The 15,576-nt window shown below is 72.4% G+C and carries 18 protein-coding genes; 10 read left to right on the forward strand and 8 right to left on the reverse strand.

The window, feature by feature from the left end; translation table 11 throughout:
* Position 1: 1 nt before the first annotated feature.
* From QQX13_RS03450 to QQX13_RS03460, 3 genes are read left to right on the forward strand one after another with little or no spacing between them, the layout of a single operon-like run.
* Positions 2-481, forward strand: a complete 480-nt coding sequence (locus QQX13_RS03450; protein WP_301120048.1) for a ClbS/DfsB family four-helix bundle protein — start codon at positions 2-4, stop codon at positions 479-481.
* Positions 478-1,524 (forward strand): heparan-alpha-glucosaminide N-acetyltransferase domain-containing protein, encoded by a 1,047-nt coding sequence (locus tag QQX13_RS03455; protein ID WP_301120046.1) that lies wholly within the window; start codon positions 478-480, stop codon positions 1,522-1,524. The genes QQX13_RS03450 and QQX13_RS03455 overlap by 4 nt, the downstream gene beginning before the upstream one ends.
* Positions 1,521-2,453 (forward strand): prenyltransferase/squalene oxidase repeat-containing protein, encoded by a 933-nt coding sequence (locus tag QQX13_RS03460; protein ID WP_301120044.1) that lies wholly within the window; start codon positions 1,521-1,523, stop codon positions 2,451-2,453. Before QQX13_RS03455 ends, QQX13_RS03460 begins: the two co-directional genes overlap by 4 nt.
* A 6-nt stretch (positions 2,454-2,459) precedes the next feature.
* On the opposite strand, the gene QQX13_RS03465 is transcribed toward QQX13_RS03460, so the two are convergent.
* A complete protein-coding gene (locus tag QQX13_RS03465; RefSeq protein WP_301120042.1) occupies positions 2,460-3,356 on the reverse strand; it encodes an EamA family transporter in 897 nt (298 codons plus the stop codon).
* A gap of 61 nt (positions 3,357-3,417) precedes the next feature.
* Entirely contained in the window at positions 3,418-3,858 is a 441-nt protein-coding gene (locus QQX13_RS03470) for a hypothetical protein (RefSeq protein WP_301120040.1), read from the reverse strand.
* A 135-nt stretch (positions 3,859-3,993) separates the two neighbouring features.
* Here QQX13_RS03470 and QQX13_RS03475 point away from each other — a divergent pair, with 135 nt between their 5' ends.
* The 3 genes from QQX13_RS03475 (at position 3,994) to QQX13_RS03485 (ending at position 6,542) form a co-directional block, all read left to right on the forward strand.
* Positions 3,994-4,959 carry a 3-methyladenine DNA glycosylase gene (locus QQX13_RS03475; protein WP_301120038.1) on the forward strand — a complete coding sequence of 322 codons (966 nt, stop codon included), beginning with the start codon at positions 3,994-3,996 and terminating at the stop codon, positions 4,957-4,959.
* Between the two features lie 20 nt (positions 4,960-4,979).
* Entirely contained in the window at positions 4,980-5,708 is a 729-nt protein-coding gene (locus tag QQX13_RS03480) for an NYN domain-containing protein (protein ID WP_301120036.1), read from the forward strand.
* 93 nt (positions 5,709-5,801) lie between these two features.
* Complete coding sequence (locus tag QQX13_RS03485) at positions 5,802-6,542, forward strand: glycoside hydrolase family 16 protein (protein WP_301120034.1); 741 nt, start codon at positions 5,802-5,804, stop codon at positions 6,540-6,542.
* A 12-nt stretch (positions 6,543-6,554) separates the two neighbouring features.
* Here the strand turns inward: QQX13_RS03485 and rnhA are convergent, their stop codons facing one another.
* Entirely contained in the window at positions 6,555-6,974 is a 420-nt protein-coding gene (gene rnhA, locus QQX13_RS03490; protein WP_301120539.1) for a ribonuclease HI, read from the reverse strand.
* A 103-nt stretch (positions 6,975-7,077) separates the two neighbouring features.
* Between rnhA and ybaK the strand changes: the two genes are divergently transcribed.
* From ybaK to QQX13_RS03510, 4 genes are all read left to right on the forward strand, one after another.
* Positions 7,078-7,578, forward strand: coding sequence for a Cys-tRNA(Pro) deacylase (gene ybaK / locus QQX13_RS03495; RefSeq protein WP_301120032.1), 501 nt, complete (start codon positions 7,078-7,080; stop codon positions 7,576-7,578).
* 1 nt (position 7,579) lies between these two features.
* On the forward strand, positions 7,580-8,320 hold the full coding sequence (locus QQX13_RS03500; RefSeq protein ID WP_301120030.1) for a YggS family pyridoxal phosphate-dependent enzyme: 741 nt from the start codon (positions 7,580-7,582) through the stop codon (positions 8,318-8,320).
* A 340-nt stretch (positions 8,321-8,660) separates the two neighbouring features.
* Positions 8,661-9,371: a VIT1/CCC1 transporter family protein gene (locus QQX13_RS03505; protein WP_301120028.1), complete on the forward strand. Its 711-nt coding sequence runs from the start codon at positions 8,661-8,663 to the stop codon at positions 9,369-9,371.
* 83 nt (positions 9,372-9,454) lie between these two features.
* Positions 9,455-10,177 carry a VIT1/CCC1 transporter family protein gene (locus QQX13_RS03510; protein ID WP_301120026.1) on the forward strand — a complete coding sequence of 241 codons (723 nt, stop codon included), beginning with the start codon at positions 9,455-9,457 and terminating at the stop codon, positions 10,175-10,177.
* A 21-nt stretch (positions 10,178-10,198) separates the two neighbouring features.
* Here QQX13_RS03510 and lplAB read toward each other — a convergent pair whose 3' ends face one another.
* From lplAB to QQX13_RS03535, 5 genes are all read right to left on the reverse strand, one after another.
* Positions 10,199-11,251 carry a lipoate-protein ligase LplAB gene (gene lplAB / locus QQX13_RS03515; protein ID WP_301152519.1) on the reverse strand — a complete coding sequence of 351 codons (1,053 nt, stop codon included), beginning with the start codon at positions 11,249-11,251 and terminating at the stop codon, positions 10,199-10,201.
* 56 nt (positions 11,252-11,307) lie between these two features.
* Positions 11,308-12,909 carry a citramalate synthase gene (gene cimA, locus QQX13_RS03520; protein WP_301152521.1) on the reverse strand — a complete coding sequence of 534 codons (1,602 nt, stop codon included), beginning with the start codon at positions 12,907-12,909 and terminating at the stop codon, positions 11,308-11,310.
* Positions 12,910-13,116: 207 nt separating this feature from the next.
* Positions 13,117-13,335 (reverse strand): hypothetical protein, encoded by a 219-nt coding sequence (locus QQX13_RS03525; RefSeq protein WP_301120020.1) that lies wholly within the window; start codon positions 13,333-13,335, stop codon positions 13,117-13,119.
* A gap of 25 nt (positions 13,336-13,360) precedes the next feature.
* Positions 13,361-13,633, reverse strand: a complete 273-nt coding sequence (locus tag QQX13_RS03530) for a hypothetical protein (RefSeq protein ID WP_301120018.1) — start codon at positions 13,631-13,633, stop codon at positions 13,361-13,363.
* A gap of 89 nt (positions 13,634-13,722) precedes the next feature.
* On the reverse strand, positions 13,723-15,450 hold the full coding sequence (locus QQX13_RS03535) for an AfsR/SARP family transcriptional regulator (RefSeq protein ID WP_301152523.1): 1,728 nt from the start codon (positions 15,448-15,450) through the stop codon (positions 13,723-13,725).
* Positions 15,451-15,576 lie beyond the last annotated feature (126 nt).

Consider the following 15,576-nt stretch of genomic DNA (forward strand, 5'->3'; position numbering starts at 1 on the left):
GGTGATCTCGCGCATCGGCATCGTCTCGGCGGCCCACGCCGGGTTGACGAGCCTGCTCGCGCGCACGGACCGCTACCCCGATGCGTCGCTCGGCGACGCGTGGCGCGACCGCCGCACCACCGACATCCTCACGCACGTCCACGCCTGGCACCTGCTCCTCGAGGGCTGGCTGGTGGACGATGCGGCGGGCAGGCCCGTGCACTACCCCGCCGAGGGCTACACGTGGGCGATGCTCGGCGAGCTCAACGACCGGATCTACGACGACCTGCGCGCCCTCGACTACGCGGAGGCGCGCGCGAGGCTCGTGGCGTCCCATGCCCGCGCCGTGGCGCTGGTCGAGTCGCTCTCCACGGAGCAGCTGACCCAGCCCCACGCCTACGCGTGGCTCGGGGACGAGGCGATGGCGAACGTCGCGCACGAGTGCCTCGGCGCCCACTACGCGTGGGGCGAGCGGGTCCTCGACGCCGCCGGGATCGCGTGAGCGCCCGCGTCGACGGGCTCGACGCCGCGCGCGGCCTCGCCCTCATCGGGATGTTCGCCGCGCACGTGGGCGACACGGGTCGGCGGGGCTCGGACGCGGACGGCTGGGGCTGGCTCGTCGTCTTCGACGGACGCGCGTCGGCGCTGTTCGCGGTGCTCGCGGGCGTGTCGATGTCGCTCATGCTCACCGGCCGTGGCGGTGCGGCGTCGGCGGGCGCGGTGGCCCACACACGGGCGCGGATCGCGGTGCGCGGCGGGCTGCTGCTCGTGCTGGGCTGGATGCTCGCCTGGCTCGAGACCCCGGTGGACGTGATCCTCGACAACCTCGGGATCATGTTCCTGCTGGTGCTGCCCGCGCTCGCGTGGAGGCCCGCCGTCCAGGCCGCGGCGGGCGCCGGCGTGCTCGTGGTCGGCGGACCGCTGCTGGGCTGGGCGGACCCGTGGCTCGCGCCGTTCGACGGTCCCGTGATCCACGAGCTCTGGTCGACCCACTATCCCGCGCTCGTGTGGAGCGGCTACCTCCTGATCGGCCTCGCGATCGGCCGCTGGGCGCCCTGGCGCGGCCCCGACCTCGCGTCGCTCGCGGGCGGCGGCGCCATGGTCGCGGTGGGCGTGTACGGCCTCGGGCTCGGACTGGGCGGGTCATGGACGGACGATGCGGGCGTCGCCTGGGCGTCGGTCGCGCCCCACAGCTACACGGGCTTCGAGATGCTCGGCAACGTGGGCGTGGCGGCCGCGGTGATCGGCGGGTGCGTGGCGGCGGCGTCGGCCGCGCCCCGCGCGATCTGGCCGCTCGCGTCGACCGGGCGCATGACGCTCAGCCTGTACGTCGCCCACATCGTGGTGATCGCGATCGTCGGCGACGCCATGGTGTGGGAGCCGTCGAACGTCGCGTGGGTGGTGCTGACGGGCGCCGCGGTGACGGCCGCCTGCGTCTGGCGTGCGACCCTCGGCCAGGGGCCGCTCGAGCGGGTCCTGGCCCGCGCATCGTCCGCCGTCGCCGACAGCGCCGTGCCGCGGACACCGCTGGGCGGCGCCGCGTGAGCGTGATCGACTGGCTCCTCGCGGGCGACCCCGCGATCCGCTGGCAGGTGCGCCGAGACCTGCTCGACGATCCGGAGGGCGCGGCGCTCGACCGCGACCTGGTCGCGCGGGAGGGCTGGGGTGCGGCGCTGCTCGCGATGCAGCGGGAGGACGGGTCGTGGGCGGGCGGTGCCTGGTGGCCCGCGGAGCGGCCCGACCCGGACGACGGCCAGCCCTGGACCGGCACGGCCCACGTGCTGATGCTGCTGGTGCGCCTGGGCGTCGATCCGGGCTCGCGACCGGTGCGCGCGGCGGTGCGACGCGCGTTCGACGGCGTGCGGTGGGAGGACGGGGACGCGCCGTTCCTCGAGGGCGAGGACGAGGCGTGCACGCTCGCGACCGCGATCGCCGTGGGCGCGTACTTCGGCGAGGACATGCGGGGCCCGGTGCGGCGCCTGCTCGCCGACCGCCGCCGCGACGGCGGGTGGAACTGCGACCCGCCCGCGAGGTCGCAGCGGTCCTCCCTGCACTCGACCATCGGCGCGCTCGAGGCGCTGGAGCTGTACCGCCGCTCGCGGGAGCCCGAGCCGGCGGTGGCGATCGCGATGGAGGACGCGCACGCGCTGCTCCTCGAGCGCGGCCTGATGTACCGGCGCTCGACGGGCGAGGTGATCGATCCCGCCTTCCAGCGGTTCTCGTTCCCGCCGTACTGGCACTACGACGTGCTGCGCGCCCTCGACCACCTGCGCTCCACCGGATCCCCGCCGGATCCGCGGCTCGCGGAGGCGATCGCGCTGGTGCGGTCCAAGCAGACCTCTGCGGGACAGTGGCCGCTCGAGAACACGCACCGCGGCGACGTGCCGCTCACCCTCGAGGACGGCGACGGGCGGCCGTCCCGGTGGAACACCCTGCGGGCGATGCGCGTGCTCGCGTGGTGGGAGGGCGCGTAGGGCTCCCTACGCCGGCGGCAGCGGCAGGGTGGCCTGGTCGGGCGCGACGACCCGCGTCGGCCGAGGCGCCGTGCGCACCGCCCCGATCCCGGCGACCGTGACCAGCGCGATGCCCAGCGCGATCGTCACGGTGAGGCGCTGGCCGAGCAGCACCAGGCCGGTGAGCGCGGCGAGCGCGGGCGCGAGGGCCATGAGGATCCCGAAGGTCTCCGCCCTCAAGCGGCGCAGCGCCGTGATCTCGATGCCGTACGGGATGGCCGAGGACAGCACGGCGACCGCGAGGCCCAGGGCGAGGATCCGGGGATCCGCGAGCGCCGCGCCCGCGGTGACGACCGCGGCCGGCAGGGTGAGGACCGCGCCGACGCCGGTCGCGAGCGCGAGGCCGGTCAGGCCAGCCATCGCGGCGCCCGCGGCGCGCGCGAGCAGGATGTAGCCAGCCCACAGCAGCGCGGCGCCGACCGCGAAGGCGACGCCGAGCAGGTCGAGGTCGTGGGCTGTCCCCCCGAGCAGCGCGACACCCGCCGCCGCGGTCACGGCCCACAGCAGGCCGCGCAGGCTCCGGCTCGCGACCACGCTGAGGACCAGCGGGCCGAGCACCTCGATCGTGACCGCGATTCCCAGCGGGATCCGGGCGATCGCGAGGTAGAACATCACGTTCATCGCGGCCAGGGTGACGCCGTATCCGATCACCAGGGGCCAGTGACCGTGCGCGGCGCCGCGAAGCGCGTGCCGCGCGATGAGCAGGAGCACGAGCGCGGAGAACACCAGCCGCAGCGCGACCATCGCGACGGGGCCGACGGTCGGGAACACCATCACCGCGATCGCCGCACCCGCCTCCTGGCAGAGCAGCCCGAGCAGGACCAGGAACGGCGCCGCGGCGTGGGCGCGGGACGTGTCGGGCATGGCCCTAGCGTGGCACGACCGACCGCTCGGGCAGCTGCCCGAGCGGTGGCGATGCGGGGCCTCAGCCCTCGGTGAGCGTGCCCGTCACCTGGGACGGGGTGCTGGTGCCCTCAAGGTGCTGCACGAAGGTCATCCCTTCGTAGTCGCCCGTTCCGGCGAGCTCGCAGTCGAACTCGACGTGGCCGGTCTCATCCTCGAGCATCCCGGTGCATGTGTCGCTGGTCCAGGTGCCCCCATCGTTGCTGATGACGGCGGAACCTTCGAACTGCACCGTGTCGCCGTCCTCGCCGACCTGGTCGAACTCGACCTCGACCGTGCCTGACACCCTTTCGTCCGACAGGTCGAGAACGCAGTTCCCATGGAACCCCGGGTTGTCCGGTGCGATCGCGCATCCGGATTGTGTGCCGGTGACCTCGATGGTCGCCGGCGAGTCCGACGAGCAGCCGGCGAGTGCGAGCGCCGCTCCCGCGAGCAGCCCCGTGACGGCGGTGATCCTTCTCATGGCGTCCTCCTTCCCGGTGCCGGTCCGGAGGCGTCCGGGTCCACGGGCGGAGGGGCATCGTGCCGTTGTGCCGTCCCCTCCAGGGTAGGACGATGCGGCACGGGGTGCAGGTGGAACGCCTGAGATGATGGGCGGATGACCGAGCCCGCCCCGACCGCGTTGACGCGCGCCGAGTGGGAGCCGCAGGCGCGGGCTCACGCCGAGGCAGCCGACGCCCTGACGGCGGGTCATCGCGAGCGCGCCGGGCGGGCGGAGAAGCACGCGATCGAGGACTTCCTGTTCGAGTACTACGGCGTGCGCCCATCCCGGCTGCGCCGCTGGCACCCAGGCCCCGGCATCGTCCTCGAGGACGCGCCCGAGCACGCGCGGTGGACCTTCTACCGGGACGGTGCGCCGGGCACTCAGGTGGACGTCGACGCGTTCCTGGAGGCCCGCGGCAGGGGTCTCGCGCACATCGTGCGGCTGCTGGAGGCCACCGCGTCCAGGCCAGCACGCTACGGCTGCTTCGGGCTCCATGAGTGGGCCATGGTCTACCGGGCTGACGACGAGCGACGGCATCCCCTCCCCCTGCGCCTCGGGCAGGCCGGTACCGACGCGGTCGTCGAGGCCAATCCCATCGCCTGCTCCCACATCGACGCGTTCCGCTTCTTCACGCCCGAGGCGCGTCCCCTCAACCAGCTGCAGCCCACCCGGGAGACCCAGGTCGCGATGGAGCAGCCCGGCTGCCTGCACGCGACCATGGACCTGTACAAGTGGGCGGCCAAGCTCACGCCCGTGGTGCCGTCGTCGCTGACGCTGGAGGCGTTCGCGCTCGCCCTCGAGGTACGACAGGTCGACATGCAGGCCTCTCCGTACGACGTCTCACGCTTCGGGCTCGAGGCGATCGCCGTCGAGACCCCCGAGGGGAAGCGCGAGTATGCGCGACGGCAGCGGGACTTCGCGGAACGCGGCGGGGCGCTGCGCGCGCGGCTGCTCGAGGCCCTCTCCCCGATCTCGCACGCCGTCGCACGTAGCGCTCCGCCCCGCGCACCTCGTGAAGCGGATCGTGTCGATTCCGACGACCAACGTCGCCCCATGAAGCGAATCGTGCCGCACGGCTAGAGTCGGCCCAGGAGGTGCTCATGCCCAAGGACAACGACGGCGCACGGCTGGCCGTCTTGATCGACGCCGACAACGCGCCCGCGAAGCATCTCGAGCAGCTGCTGGTCGAGATCGCCAAGTACGGCACGGCGAGCGTGCGACGCGCCTACGGCGACTGGACGTCGACGCAGCTCAACTCGTGGAAGGACCACCTGCTCAAGCACTCGGTGCAGCCCATGCAGCAGTTCAGCTACACGACGGGCAAGAACGCCACGGACAGCGCGCTCATCATCGACGCGATGGACCTGCTGCACGCGGGCAACCTCGACGGCTTCTGCCTGGTCACGAGCGACAGCGACTTCACCCGGCTGGCGGCCCGGATCCGCGAGGAGGGGCTCACGGTCTACGGCTTCGGCGAGCGCAAGACCCCTGAGCCGTTCCGTGCCGCGTGCGACACGTTCGTCTATGTGGAGAACCTCGCCCTCACGAAGCCGAAGGCCGCGGAGGAGGCGGCGAAGCCGCAGCTGCAGCGGGACGAGACGCTGGACAGGTTGCTGGCGGAGGCCGTGGATGCGGCATCCGGCGACGACGGCTGGGCGAACCTCGGCACGGTCGGCAGCAACCTGTCGAAGCTCGCCTCCGACTTCGACTCCCGCACCTGGGGGTTCTCCAAGCTGAAGGACCTGATGCAGGCCCACCCGGACTACCAGGTCCGGTCGCGTTCGGCGGGCGAGGGCAAGACGCCGAACGCGTACGTGAAGCACAAGTAGCCGCGCGCACCCCTCGGGGGAGTTTTCCGACAATTCACCCACGCCACCGGCCGCGCCTCACGGCTTCCGGCCGAGCCGCGGTTACCGTGAACCGTGCCGTGGGACATCGTGGAGCGCTTCGAGCATCCGGCGCTCTCCCCTGCCCTGTGGATCCCGTACTACCTGCCCCATTGGGTCACGCTTGAAAGCGCCGCGGCCCGGTTCGCCATCACCGACCTGGGCCTCGAGCTGCGCATCGACGCCGATCAGCCGCCGTGGCGCCCGACGGACGGCGACTTCCGCGTCTCCCACGTGCAGACGGGCCACCGTGACGGCCAGCACCGGGTGGGCGCGGACCTCGCGATCGTGACGCCACGACCGACGCGCGCGCTCTGGACGGCCCGTGCGGGAGCCGTCGAGGTGGTCGCGAGCGTCCCCGCGCACCCGGCGACGATGCTCGGGATCTGGCTCCTGGGCGACGAGGCGGGGTCGCCGGACGACTCGGGCGAGATCTGCATCGCCGAGCTCTTCGGCCCCGCCGTGTCCTCCGCATCGTCCACGGTCCGCACCGGGGTGAAGGCGCACCACGACCCCCGCCTGGTCGACGAGATGCTGGACATCCCGATGCCGCTCGACGCCACCCGGCCCCATGCCTACGGCGCACGGTGGGACGCCGGCGGGTGCGAGATCACGGTGGACGGCACCGTGGTGCACCGCTCGGATCAGGTCCTCGACTATCCGCTTCAGCTGATGATCGACCTGTGGGAGTTTCCCGAGCCGGACGCTCCCCGGGACCCGGCGGCCTACCCGCTCACCGCGACCATCCACCAGGTGCGGCTGCGCGCGGACGGCTGAGACCGGACGGGCTCAGCGCTGGTCGGCGACCCCTCGGTTGGCGAGCTCGTCGGCCTTCTCATTGCCCGGGTCGCCCGCGTGACCCTTCACCCACACCCACGTGATGTGGTGGCGCTGGAGCTCCGCGTCGAGCTCCTGCCACAGCTCGGCGTTCTTCACCGGCTTCTTGTCCGCGGTCCTCCACCCGTTGCGCTTCCAGCCCTTCATCCAGCTGGTCGCCCCGTTCTTCACGTACTGCGAGTCGACGTGGAGGGTCACGTCGCACGGCCGCGTGAGCGCCTTCAGCCCCTCGATGACCGCGGTGAGCTCCATGCGGTTGTTCGTGGTGACCTTCTCGCCTCCCCACAGCTCCTTGTCGCGACCGCCGGCCTTCATCCAGACGCCCCAGCCCCCCACGCCGGGGTTGCCCTTGCAGGCGCCGTCGGTCCACATGTCCACGGAGGTGAGGTTCTCGGTCACCCCGACACGGTACCGGCACCGCGCACGCCGGCCGTCCGGCACCTGAGGGTGCCCCGCATCGTCCACAATGGGTGCCATGTCCCGCAAGCATGCCGCCGGAGGTGCGACACCCGCCGTGCATGCGCTGATCGAGTCCCGGATCCCGCACACGCTCCATCCCTACGATCACGACCCGGCGTCGGATCTCAGCTACGGCCTCGAGGCCGCCGCGGAGCTCGGGGTGGAGCCGGACCAGGTGTTCAAGACCCTGTGCGCCTACGTCGACGGGCGGCTCAGCGTGGGGATCGTCCCCGTGAGCGGCATGCTCGACCTCAAGGCGCTGGCGCACGCGCTCGGCGGCAAGAAGGCCGAGATGGCGCCGCCCGCGGACGCCGAGCGTGCGACCGGATACGTGGTGGGAGGCATCTCGCCGATCGGTCAACGCAAGGCGCTGCCCACGGCGATCGACGAGACCGTCGAGCTGTGGGACACCGTGTACGTCTCCGGTGGGCGGCGCGGCCTCGACATCGGCCTCGCCCCCGCCGACCTGATCGCCGCCACCGGCGGCGTCACCGCCCCCATCGCCAAGGAGTCCTGACGTGGAGCTGTCCCCCGCCCCCGCCGGCCACGACCATGCCGCCGCGTTCGCCGACGTCAAGGCCCGCGTCCACGTCGCCGAGGCGTCCTGCGGGCGCGCCGGGTCCGGCGTCCGGGTGCTGGTCGCGACCAAGACGTGGGACGCCGATGCGGCGGTCGCCGCGGTCCGGGCCGGAGCGGTGCTCGTCGGAGAGAGCAGGATGCAGGAGCTCGAGGCGAAGGGTGCGGCGCTGACCGCGGCCGGGGCGCGGATCCACGTCATCGGCCAGCTCCAGCGGAACAAGGCCGCCGTCGCGGTGCGGTGGGCGGACTGCGTCCAGACCGTCGACTCGCTCGCGCTGGCGCAGCGGCTGTCGCGGCTGTGCGTCGAGGCGGGTCGCGAGCTGGACGTGATGGTGCAGGTGAACGTGTCCGGCGAGTCGACCAAGGCGGGCATCGAGCCCGAGGATGCCCTGGACTTCGCGGGGACGGTGCAGGCCCTGCCGGCGCTGACGGTGACGGGCTTCATGACCATCGGACTCAACTCGCCGGTCGAGGCGGCGGTCCGCGCTGGCTACCGGAGGCTCCGCGAGATCCGCGATCAGGCGCTCATCGCCTCCGAGCGGGGCGCCATGGACCTCCGCGAGGCGTGGGAGCTGTCGATGGGCATGTCGGGCGACCTCGAATGGGCCATCGCCGAGGGCGCGACCATGGTGCGCGTGGGCACGGCGATCATGGGCACGCGCACCCCGCCGGCGTACTGACCCCACGCCCGCCTCCCCCTCCCGCCTCCCCCTCCCGCCTCCCCCTCCCGCTCTCCCCCTCCTCCCTCCCCCCGGGACGCTCAGTACTGGTCCGCGGGCCGCAGCGCTCACCACGGGACAGTGAGTACCGGTCACGGCCCCAGCGCGGCGCGCGCACCGCTGCACGGGGACCATGGGCCGGCCACCAGAACTGAACGTCCCGCAGGGAGCGCCGTCCGCTGCAGGCCAGTACTGACCGTCCCGGCACGTAGGCGGGGAAGGAGCGAGGGAGGGGAGCGGGAAAGTTAGGGAAGGTTTCACTTCCTGGCGGGATCGGGAAGGCAAACCTAACCTTGTTGACATGTCAGAGACCAGCGCCCCCGTCTACGGGACCGAGGAGAGCCTCGGCGCGCGCCTCAACGCGCTGCGCGCGGGGGTGCTGGGCGCGAACGACGGCATCGTCTCGGTCGCCGCGCTCCTGGTCGGCGTGGTCGCCGCGCAGCCGCCGACGGGCGTGGTCGTGACCGCGGGCGTCGCGGGAATCGCCGCGGGAGCGCTCAGCATGGGCGTGGGCGAGTACGTCTCGGTCTCCAGCCAGCGGGACGCCGAGCGCGCGCAGCTCGAGCGCGAGCGCGGGTACCACGACAGTCACCCCGAGTGCGAGCTCGACCAGCTGGCGCGGCTCCACGAGGAGACCGGCATGTCGCCGGAGACGGCCCGCCGCGCCGCCGAGGAGCAGACGGCCTTCGACCCGATCGCCGCCCACGCGCGCGCCCACCTCGGCATCGACCCCGAGGACCTGGTCAACCCGTGGCATGCGGCGATCGCCTCCCTCAGCGCCTTCACCGCGGGCGGCCTCATCCCGCTGCTGGTCGCGCTGTTCACTCCGGCACCGTTCACCATCCCCGCGACCTTCCTCGCGGTGCTCCTGTCGCTCGGCGCCACCGGCTTCCTCTCGGGCCACCTGGGCCAGGCCCAGCGCCGCCGCGCGGTGCTCCGCAACCTCGTGGGCGGCACGCTCGCGATGGCGATCACCTACGGCATCGGCAGCTTCGTCGGCGTCCACGTCTGACGCCCGCCCCGCCGCCTCCCACCCCAGGTAAGCGAAGCCTTCGCTCGCTGGCGGCGCACCCCCGACGGACCTACCCTGTGCGCATGGCACGCGACACCCACCGCCCCGACATCTTCGCCGGACCCGACGAGGAGGCCATGTCCTCCCGTCTCAACTGGCTCCGCGCCGGCGTGCTGGGCGCCAACGACGGCATCGTCTCCATCGCCGCCATGCTGGTCGGCGTGGCCGCCGCGACCACGGAGCTGAGCGTGATCGTCACGGCCGCGGTCGCCGGCGTGGTGGGCGGCGCGCTCAGCATGGGCGTCGGCGAGTTCGTCTCCGTCTCCGCCCAGCGCGACGCCGAGGAGGCGCTGCTCGAGCGCGAGCGCATCTGGCAGAAGGCACGCCCTGCGTGGGAGCGCGAGCAGCTGGTCCGCCTCAACATGGAGACCGGGATGACGGAGTCGACCGCGCGCCTCGCGGCCACCGAGCAGATGGAGAAGGACCCGATCGGGATCCACGCGCGCATGCACCTGGGCGTCGACCCGGACGATCTCACGAACCCGTGGGCCGCCGGCATCGCCTCGATCCTCGCGTTCACGGTGGGCGGGCTCACGCCGCTGCTCACGACGACTCTGCCGCCGGCGGGTTGGCGCGTGCCGCTCACCTTCATCCTGGTGATCGTCGCCCTCGCCATCACCGGCTACGTGTCCGCGGTGATCGCGAAGTCGCCGCCGTCGCGCGCGGTGCTGCGCAACATCGCGGGCGGCGCGATCGCGATGGCGATCACCTACGGCATCGGCTCGTTCGTGGGGATCCACATCTGAGCCGGTCGCCGCATCGTCCGTTCAGGGGACGATGCGCAGCCATGCCTCCGTCGCGAACCTCGCCTCGACCTGGGCGTGGGCGGCGGCGAGCTCGGCGTCGGTGACGGCGCCCGGGGCGGTCGAGTAGCGCGACCGGAAGTGGTCGAGGAACGCGTCGATGATGTCCTCGCGGGCCATGCCCGTCTGGCTCCTCAGCGGGTCCACTCGCTTGTTGGCGCTCTTGGTGCCCTTGTCGGACAGCTTCTCGCGTCCGATCCGCAGCACCTCGAGCATGGCGTCGGCGTCGATGTCGTAGGCCATGGTGACGTGGTGGAGCACCGCGCCGGCGGCGTAGCGCTTCTGAGCGGCACCCGCGATCTTGCCCGCGGGCGAGGCGATGTCGTTGAGCGGCACGTACCGCGCGTCGATGCCGACCTCGCGGAGCGCGCCCAGCACCCAGTCGTCGAGGAACGCGTACGACTGCTCGAAGCTCAGGCCCTCGACCAGGGACGTCGGCACGTACAGCGAGTACGTGATGGTGTTGCCGGGCTGGATGAACATCGCGCCGCCGCCCGAGACGCGTCGGGTCACCGTGATGCCGTGGCGGTCGGCGCCCTCCGGGTCGATCTCATTGCGCACGGACTGGAACGAGCCGATCACCACGGCGTTGCGCTCCCACTCCCAGACGCGCAGCGTCGGCCCGCGGCGTCCGGCCGCGAGCTCCTGCGCGAGCACGTCGTCGAGAGCCATCTGCAGGTGCGGCTCCCGCGGGACGTCGTGGATGACGTCGAAGCGGTGGTCGCCCCAGGAGGTCGCGTGCCCGAGCGCACGACGCACGGCGATCGCCACCGCCTCGGGTGAGAAGCCGATGAACTCGGCGTCCTCGCCCGCGCGGGCCACCGCTCCGGCCAGCTGCGACACCGTCGCCTTCGCCGACATGCCCGTCAGGTAGCGCGCGATGTCGAGGATCGCCTCCGCGGGCTCGAGGAAGAAGTCGCCCGAGATCACCACGCTCTCGAGGATCTCGCCGCGGGCGTCGAGCTCGACGTCCGCGACCACGAGCTTGCCGCCAGGAACCTTGTACTCGCCATGCATGGGTCCATCCTCCCCCGCCGGGCGGAGTGCGGATGACCGCGCGGGACGATGCGCGGCTACGGGTTGGGCGTCGCCTCCGCCTTGAGCAGGCCGTAGAACAGCGAGTCGGTGAGCGCCTCGTAGGACGCCTCGACCATGTTCGGCCCGACGCCGACCGTGCGCCACTGCATGCCCGTCACCGTGTCGACCGTGGTGATGAGCACGCGCGTGACCGCATCCGTGCCGTGCGAGGCATCCATGATGCGGACCTTGAAGTCGGTGAGCTCGAAGCGGCCGATCTCGGGGTACGCGCCCGCGAGGGCCGTCCGCAGCGCATGGTCGAGCGCGTTGACCGGACCGTTGCCCTCGCCGACCGTGACGAACCGCTGGCCGCCGCCGGCCCGGAGCTTGATGACCGCCTCGGCATCCGCATCGTTCGGGTTGCCCGGCGCGGAGCTGACGCGCACGCGCCAGCTCTCGACCTGCCAGTACTGGGGCGCCTGGCCCAGCTCCCACCGCAGCAGCAGCTCGAAGGACGCGTCGGCGGCGTCGAACGTGTAGCCCTGCGCCTCGGCGTTCTTGACGCGGTCCATGACCCGCTTGAGCACGTCGGGCTGGTCGGACAGCTCGAAGCCCATCTCACGGCCCTTGAGCTCGATCGAGGCGCGGCCGGCCATCTCGGACACGAGCATGCGCATGTCGTTGCCGACCAGCTCGGGCTGGGTGTGCTGGTACAGATCGGGATCGACCTTGATCGCGGACGCGTGCAGGCCGGCCTTGTGCGCGAACGCCGAGGCTCCCACGTACGGCTGGCGCGCGAACGGCGCGATGTTGGTGATCTCGGAGATGGTGTGGGCGATCCGCGTCGACTCGGCGAGCCCGTCGCCCTTGAGCGCGATCATCCCGCGCTTGATCTCCAGGTTCGCGGCGACGGCGACCAGGTCGGCGTTGCCCGTGCGCTCGCCGTAGCCGTTGACGCAGCCCTGGACGTGGGTGGCGCCGGCCGCGACCGCCGCCATCGAGTTCGCGACCGCGCAGCCGGAGTCGTTGTGGGCGTGCATGCCGAGCTGGGCCGTCGTGCGGGCGCGGACATCGGTGACGATGCGCGTCACGTCGTCGGGCAGCATCCCGCCGTTGGTGTCGCACAGGCACAGCGTCGAGGCCCCGCCGGCCTCGCCGGCGAGCAGCGCACGGATCGCGTAGTCGGGGTCGTACCGGTAGCCGTCGAAGAAGTGCTCGGCGTCGAGCACCACGCGGCGCCCCTCGCCGACGAGGAAGGCGACCGTCTCCTCGATCATCGCGAGGTTCTCGTCGCCGCTGACCCGCAGCGCGCGCTCCGCGTGCCGGATGTCGGACTTCGCGACGAGCGTGATGATGGGCGCCTCGGAGTCGAGCAGCGCGCGCACCTGCGGATCGGAGCCCGCGCTGGTGCCGGCGCGACGCGTCATGCCGAACGCCGCGAACTGCGCGTGACGGAAGCTCAGCTCCTTGTTGACCAGAGCGAAGAACTCCGTGTCCTTGGGCACCGCTCCGGGCCAGCCGCCCTCGATGACGCCGACGCCCAGCTCGTCGAGCAGCGGCGCGATCGCCATCTTGTCGGCGACGGACAGGTTCATGCCCTCCTGCTGCGCGCCGTCGCGCAGGGTGGTGTCGTAGACCTCGACCGTGGTGCCGGTCATGGTGTGCTCCCTAAGTCGTGTGCCGTGCCGCTTCTCCAACAAAAAAGCCTCCCAGGGTACGGGAGGCTGCGCGCCGGGGAAGGTGGCCCGACGCGCTACAGAATGATGATCGCGGTACGCATCAGCGCCATTGTGGCACACATCGCGGATCCGGCGGTGACGCGACGGACCCGGCCCCGTGGACGATGCCCGGGGCCGGGTCGGTGATCACGCGAACCGTGTGAAGGCGCCCGCCGGCATGCCGGCGGCGATGCGCGCGGCCGGTGCCGTGCGACGTCGGCGTGAGGCGCGCAGCGCGGCGACGAGCCGTCGGCGGTCGCGGGCCGAGGCGAACCGCTCGGTGACGCGCCGCAGCACGGCGGCGGTCGAGTCGTCGAGGTCGCTCACGCCGGCGGCGGACGATGCGATGGTGACGTCGATGCTCATGTCTCCCCCCAAGGTGTGGTGCGGCTCAGGCGGTGAGCACGAAGCCGCCGCGCTCGTGGGCGGCGACGCGGATCTGATCGAGCCGGGCCTGAGCCTCGGCGCGGACGGCCTCGCGGGCGACGGCGTAGGCGCGCAGGCGCGCAACCTCGCTGCCGTCCCAATCGGTGAGCGCCGCGGCGGCACCCGGAGCGATGTCGCGGACGGCCGCCGCGAGAGCTGCGAGCGCGTCGCTATGGGCGCGGGTCCCCTCCGAGACCAGTCGGTGGGCCAGGTGGTCGTGGTTGACGGTGACAGTCATGATGTTCTCCTCCCCTGCTGTCGTGACAAGACTCAGGGGCAGGCGTGTGACGTGCCGTGTGACGTGTGAGGAAAGTTCGGATTCACCCCTCAACCAGGGATGTCGACCTTGTCCAGGCTCTCCAGGACGGCCGTCGCGCGCGCGACCAGCAGGGGCATGTCGCCGCGCGCGGCGTCCTCGAGCGCCCGGGTCGCGACGTCGCGCGCGGTCGGTCCGTCGCCGAGGTCGCGCAGCACCTCCGCCTGCGTGACCCGCACCTCGGCGTCGACCCAGCGGTAGGCACCGGTCTTCGGGGCGCACGCATCATGAGCGTCGGCGAACCACTGCAGCGCGAGCTCGGGACGCCCGTCAGCGACGTAGGTGAGCCCGAGCGCCTTCGCCGACGCGCCCTGCCAGCACGGATCCCCGAGCTGGCGGGCGAGGGCGTAGGTCGCCTCGAGGTCCGCCCGCACCTCGACCGGGTCGTCCCCGCGGGACAAGCGTGCGTGCGCACGCCACGTCTCGGGCCATGGGCGGACCGCCGTCCATCGCTCCTCCTCCGCGCCGGCCTCGGCCTCGCGAGACCACCGCTCCGCATCCTCGAGCGCCCCGGCGATGTACGCGACGCGCGCGGCGTGCCCCGCAGTCCAGATCCTGCGACGCACGCTGTGAGAGGTCGCGCAGAGCTCGAGCGCCTCCCTGAACCTGTCGAGAGACTCCTCGAGCCGGCCCCAATCGGCGAGATGGATCGCATCGTAGGCGGCGACCGACGCCTGGACCCCGGGGAAGCCCTCGGCCGCCGCCCAGGCCTCGGCGAGGTGGACCGCCGCCGATGCACGCCTGGCGAAGAGCACATCGAGGTACGCGAGCTCCGACAACGCCTTCGCGGCGAGCTCCCGGTCGCCTGCGGCAAGCGCACGAGCGCGCGCGTTCTCCAGCATCACGGAGCCCTCGTCATCGAAGCCGCAGACGGAATGCACGAGCGCGGCCCCAAGCTCGAACTCGCACTCGGCCAGCAGGAGATCGTCGCCCGCCTCGCCCGCGGTGTCCACGGCGACGCGGAGGTTGTCGATCCCTGCATCGACGGCACCGGCGGCCACGGCTCCACGACCGAGCGACACCTGCATGCGCGCCGAGGCGCTGGGCGAGATACCCGCGATCGCCTGAGGCGCAGGCCTGCTCGCCGCGCGCAGCGCCGACAGCGACGTCACCCCCAGCTCGGCGGCGAAGGACTCCTCGGTGGCGAGGAGATGGCGGGACGCCGCATCATGATGACCAGCCGCGACCAGGGCCTTGAGCAGCACCACGTGGCGGCCCTCGTCGAACGGGTCGCCCGCGACCAATGCCGAGGCGAGATCGATGGCCCGCGCATGCTCCCGGTTCGACAGGGCTCGGAGCGCCCCGGCGCGCACGATGTCCTGCAACGCCCCGGCGACACGGTTCCGCTCCACCAGCAGCCAGGTCTCGAAGCTCGGAGAGGCGTGGATCTCGACCCCCTCGAGCAGCTGGCCCGCGGGGACGGGTGACGGCACCGTCCCGTCGGCGAGGGTGACGATGTCCACCGTCGTGTCGGGGCCCAGACCGTGGACCACGGGGTTCCCGGAGAAGGCGCCCGGGAGTCCCAGGCGCCTACGGATCTCCGCCAGCGTCCACCGCAGCGCCCCCATGGGGTCATCAGCCTCCGAGAACAGCTCGTTCACCAGCTGCTGCCTCGACACCGGGTCGTGGGTGCTCAGCACCCTGGCCATCACCGCCCAGCACTTGCCGCCGCGGGGGCCCGTGAGAACGGCGCCGTCGCGGATAAGAGAAGGCGGGCCGATCAGCCGGATCTCAAGCATCGGTCCTGCTCCGGGGACATGGACACAGAGTAGCCGCCGGGCACCTCCAGGGCCGGGGCAGTCGCCGAGCCGTCCGGACGGCCTCCCTCGGTGCGCCCCGCCACGACTACCATCACCGCTGGTAGA

It is taken from the genome of Demequina lignilytica, from assembly GCF_030418375.1.
GTDB lineage: Bacteria > Actinomycetota > Actinomycetes > Actinomycetales > Demequinaceae > Demequina > Demequina lignilytica.

Bases quoted from the DNA above. Each gene is read 5' to 3' on its own strand.
- cimA (WP_301152521.1), bottom strand. From the start codon at position 12,909: ATGACCGGCACCACGGTCGAGGTCTACGACACCACCCTGCGCGACGGC.
- QQX13_RS03475 (WP_301120038.1), top strand. From the start codon at position 3,994: ATGACCGAGCCCGCCCCGACCGCGTTGACGCGCGCCGAGTGGGAGCCG.
- QQX13_RS03510 (WP_301120026.1), top strand. From the start codon at position 9,455: ATGGCACGCGACACCCACCGCCCCGACATCTTCGCCGGACCCGACGAG.
- QQX13_RS03465 (WP_301120042.1), bottom strand. From the start codon at position 3,356: ATGCCCGACACGTCCCGCGCCCACGCCGCGGCGCCGTTCCTGGTCCTG.
- QQX13_RS03470 (WP_301120040.1), bottom strand. From the start codon at position 3,858: ATGAGAAGGATCACCGCCGTCACGGGGCTGCTCGCGGGAGCGGCGCTC.
- lplAB (WP_301152519.1), bottom strand. From the start codon at position 11,251: ATGCATGGCGAGTACAAGGTTCCTGGCGGCAAGCTCGTGGTCGCGGAC.
- ybaK (WP_301120032.1), top strand. From the start codon at position 7,078: ATGTCCCGCAAGCATGCCGCCGGAGGTGCGACACCCGCCGTGCATGCG.
- QQX13_RS03535 (WP_301152523.1), bottom strand. From the start codon at position 15,450: ATGCTTGAGATCCGGCTGATCGGCCCGCCTTCTCTTATCCGCGACGGC.
- QQX13_RS03525 (WP_301120020.1), bottom strand. From the start codon at position 13,335: ATGAGCATCGACGTCACCATCGCATCGTCCGCCGCCGGCGTGAGCGAC.
- QQX13_RS03505 (WP_301120028.1), top strand. From the start codon at position 8,661: ATGTCAGAGACCAGCGCCCCCGTCTACGGGACCGAGGAGAGCCTCGGC.
- QQX13_RS03530 (WP_301120018.1), bottom strand. From the start codon at position 13,633: ATGACTGTCACCGTCAACCACGACCACCTGGCCCACCGACTGGTCTCG.
- rnhA (WP_301120539.1), bottom strand. From the start codon at position 6,974: ATGTGGACCGACGGCGCCTGCAAGGGCAACCCCGGCGTGGGGGGCTGG.
- QQX13_RS03480 (WP_301120036.1), top strand. From the start codon at position 4,980: ATGCCCAAGGACAACGACGGCGCACGGCTGGCCGTCTTGATCGACGCC.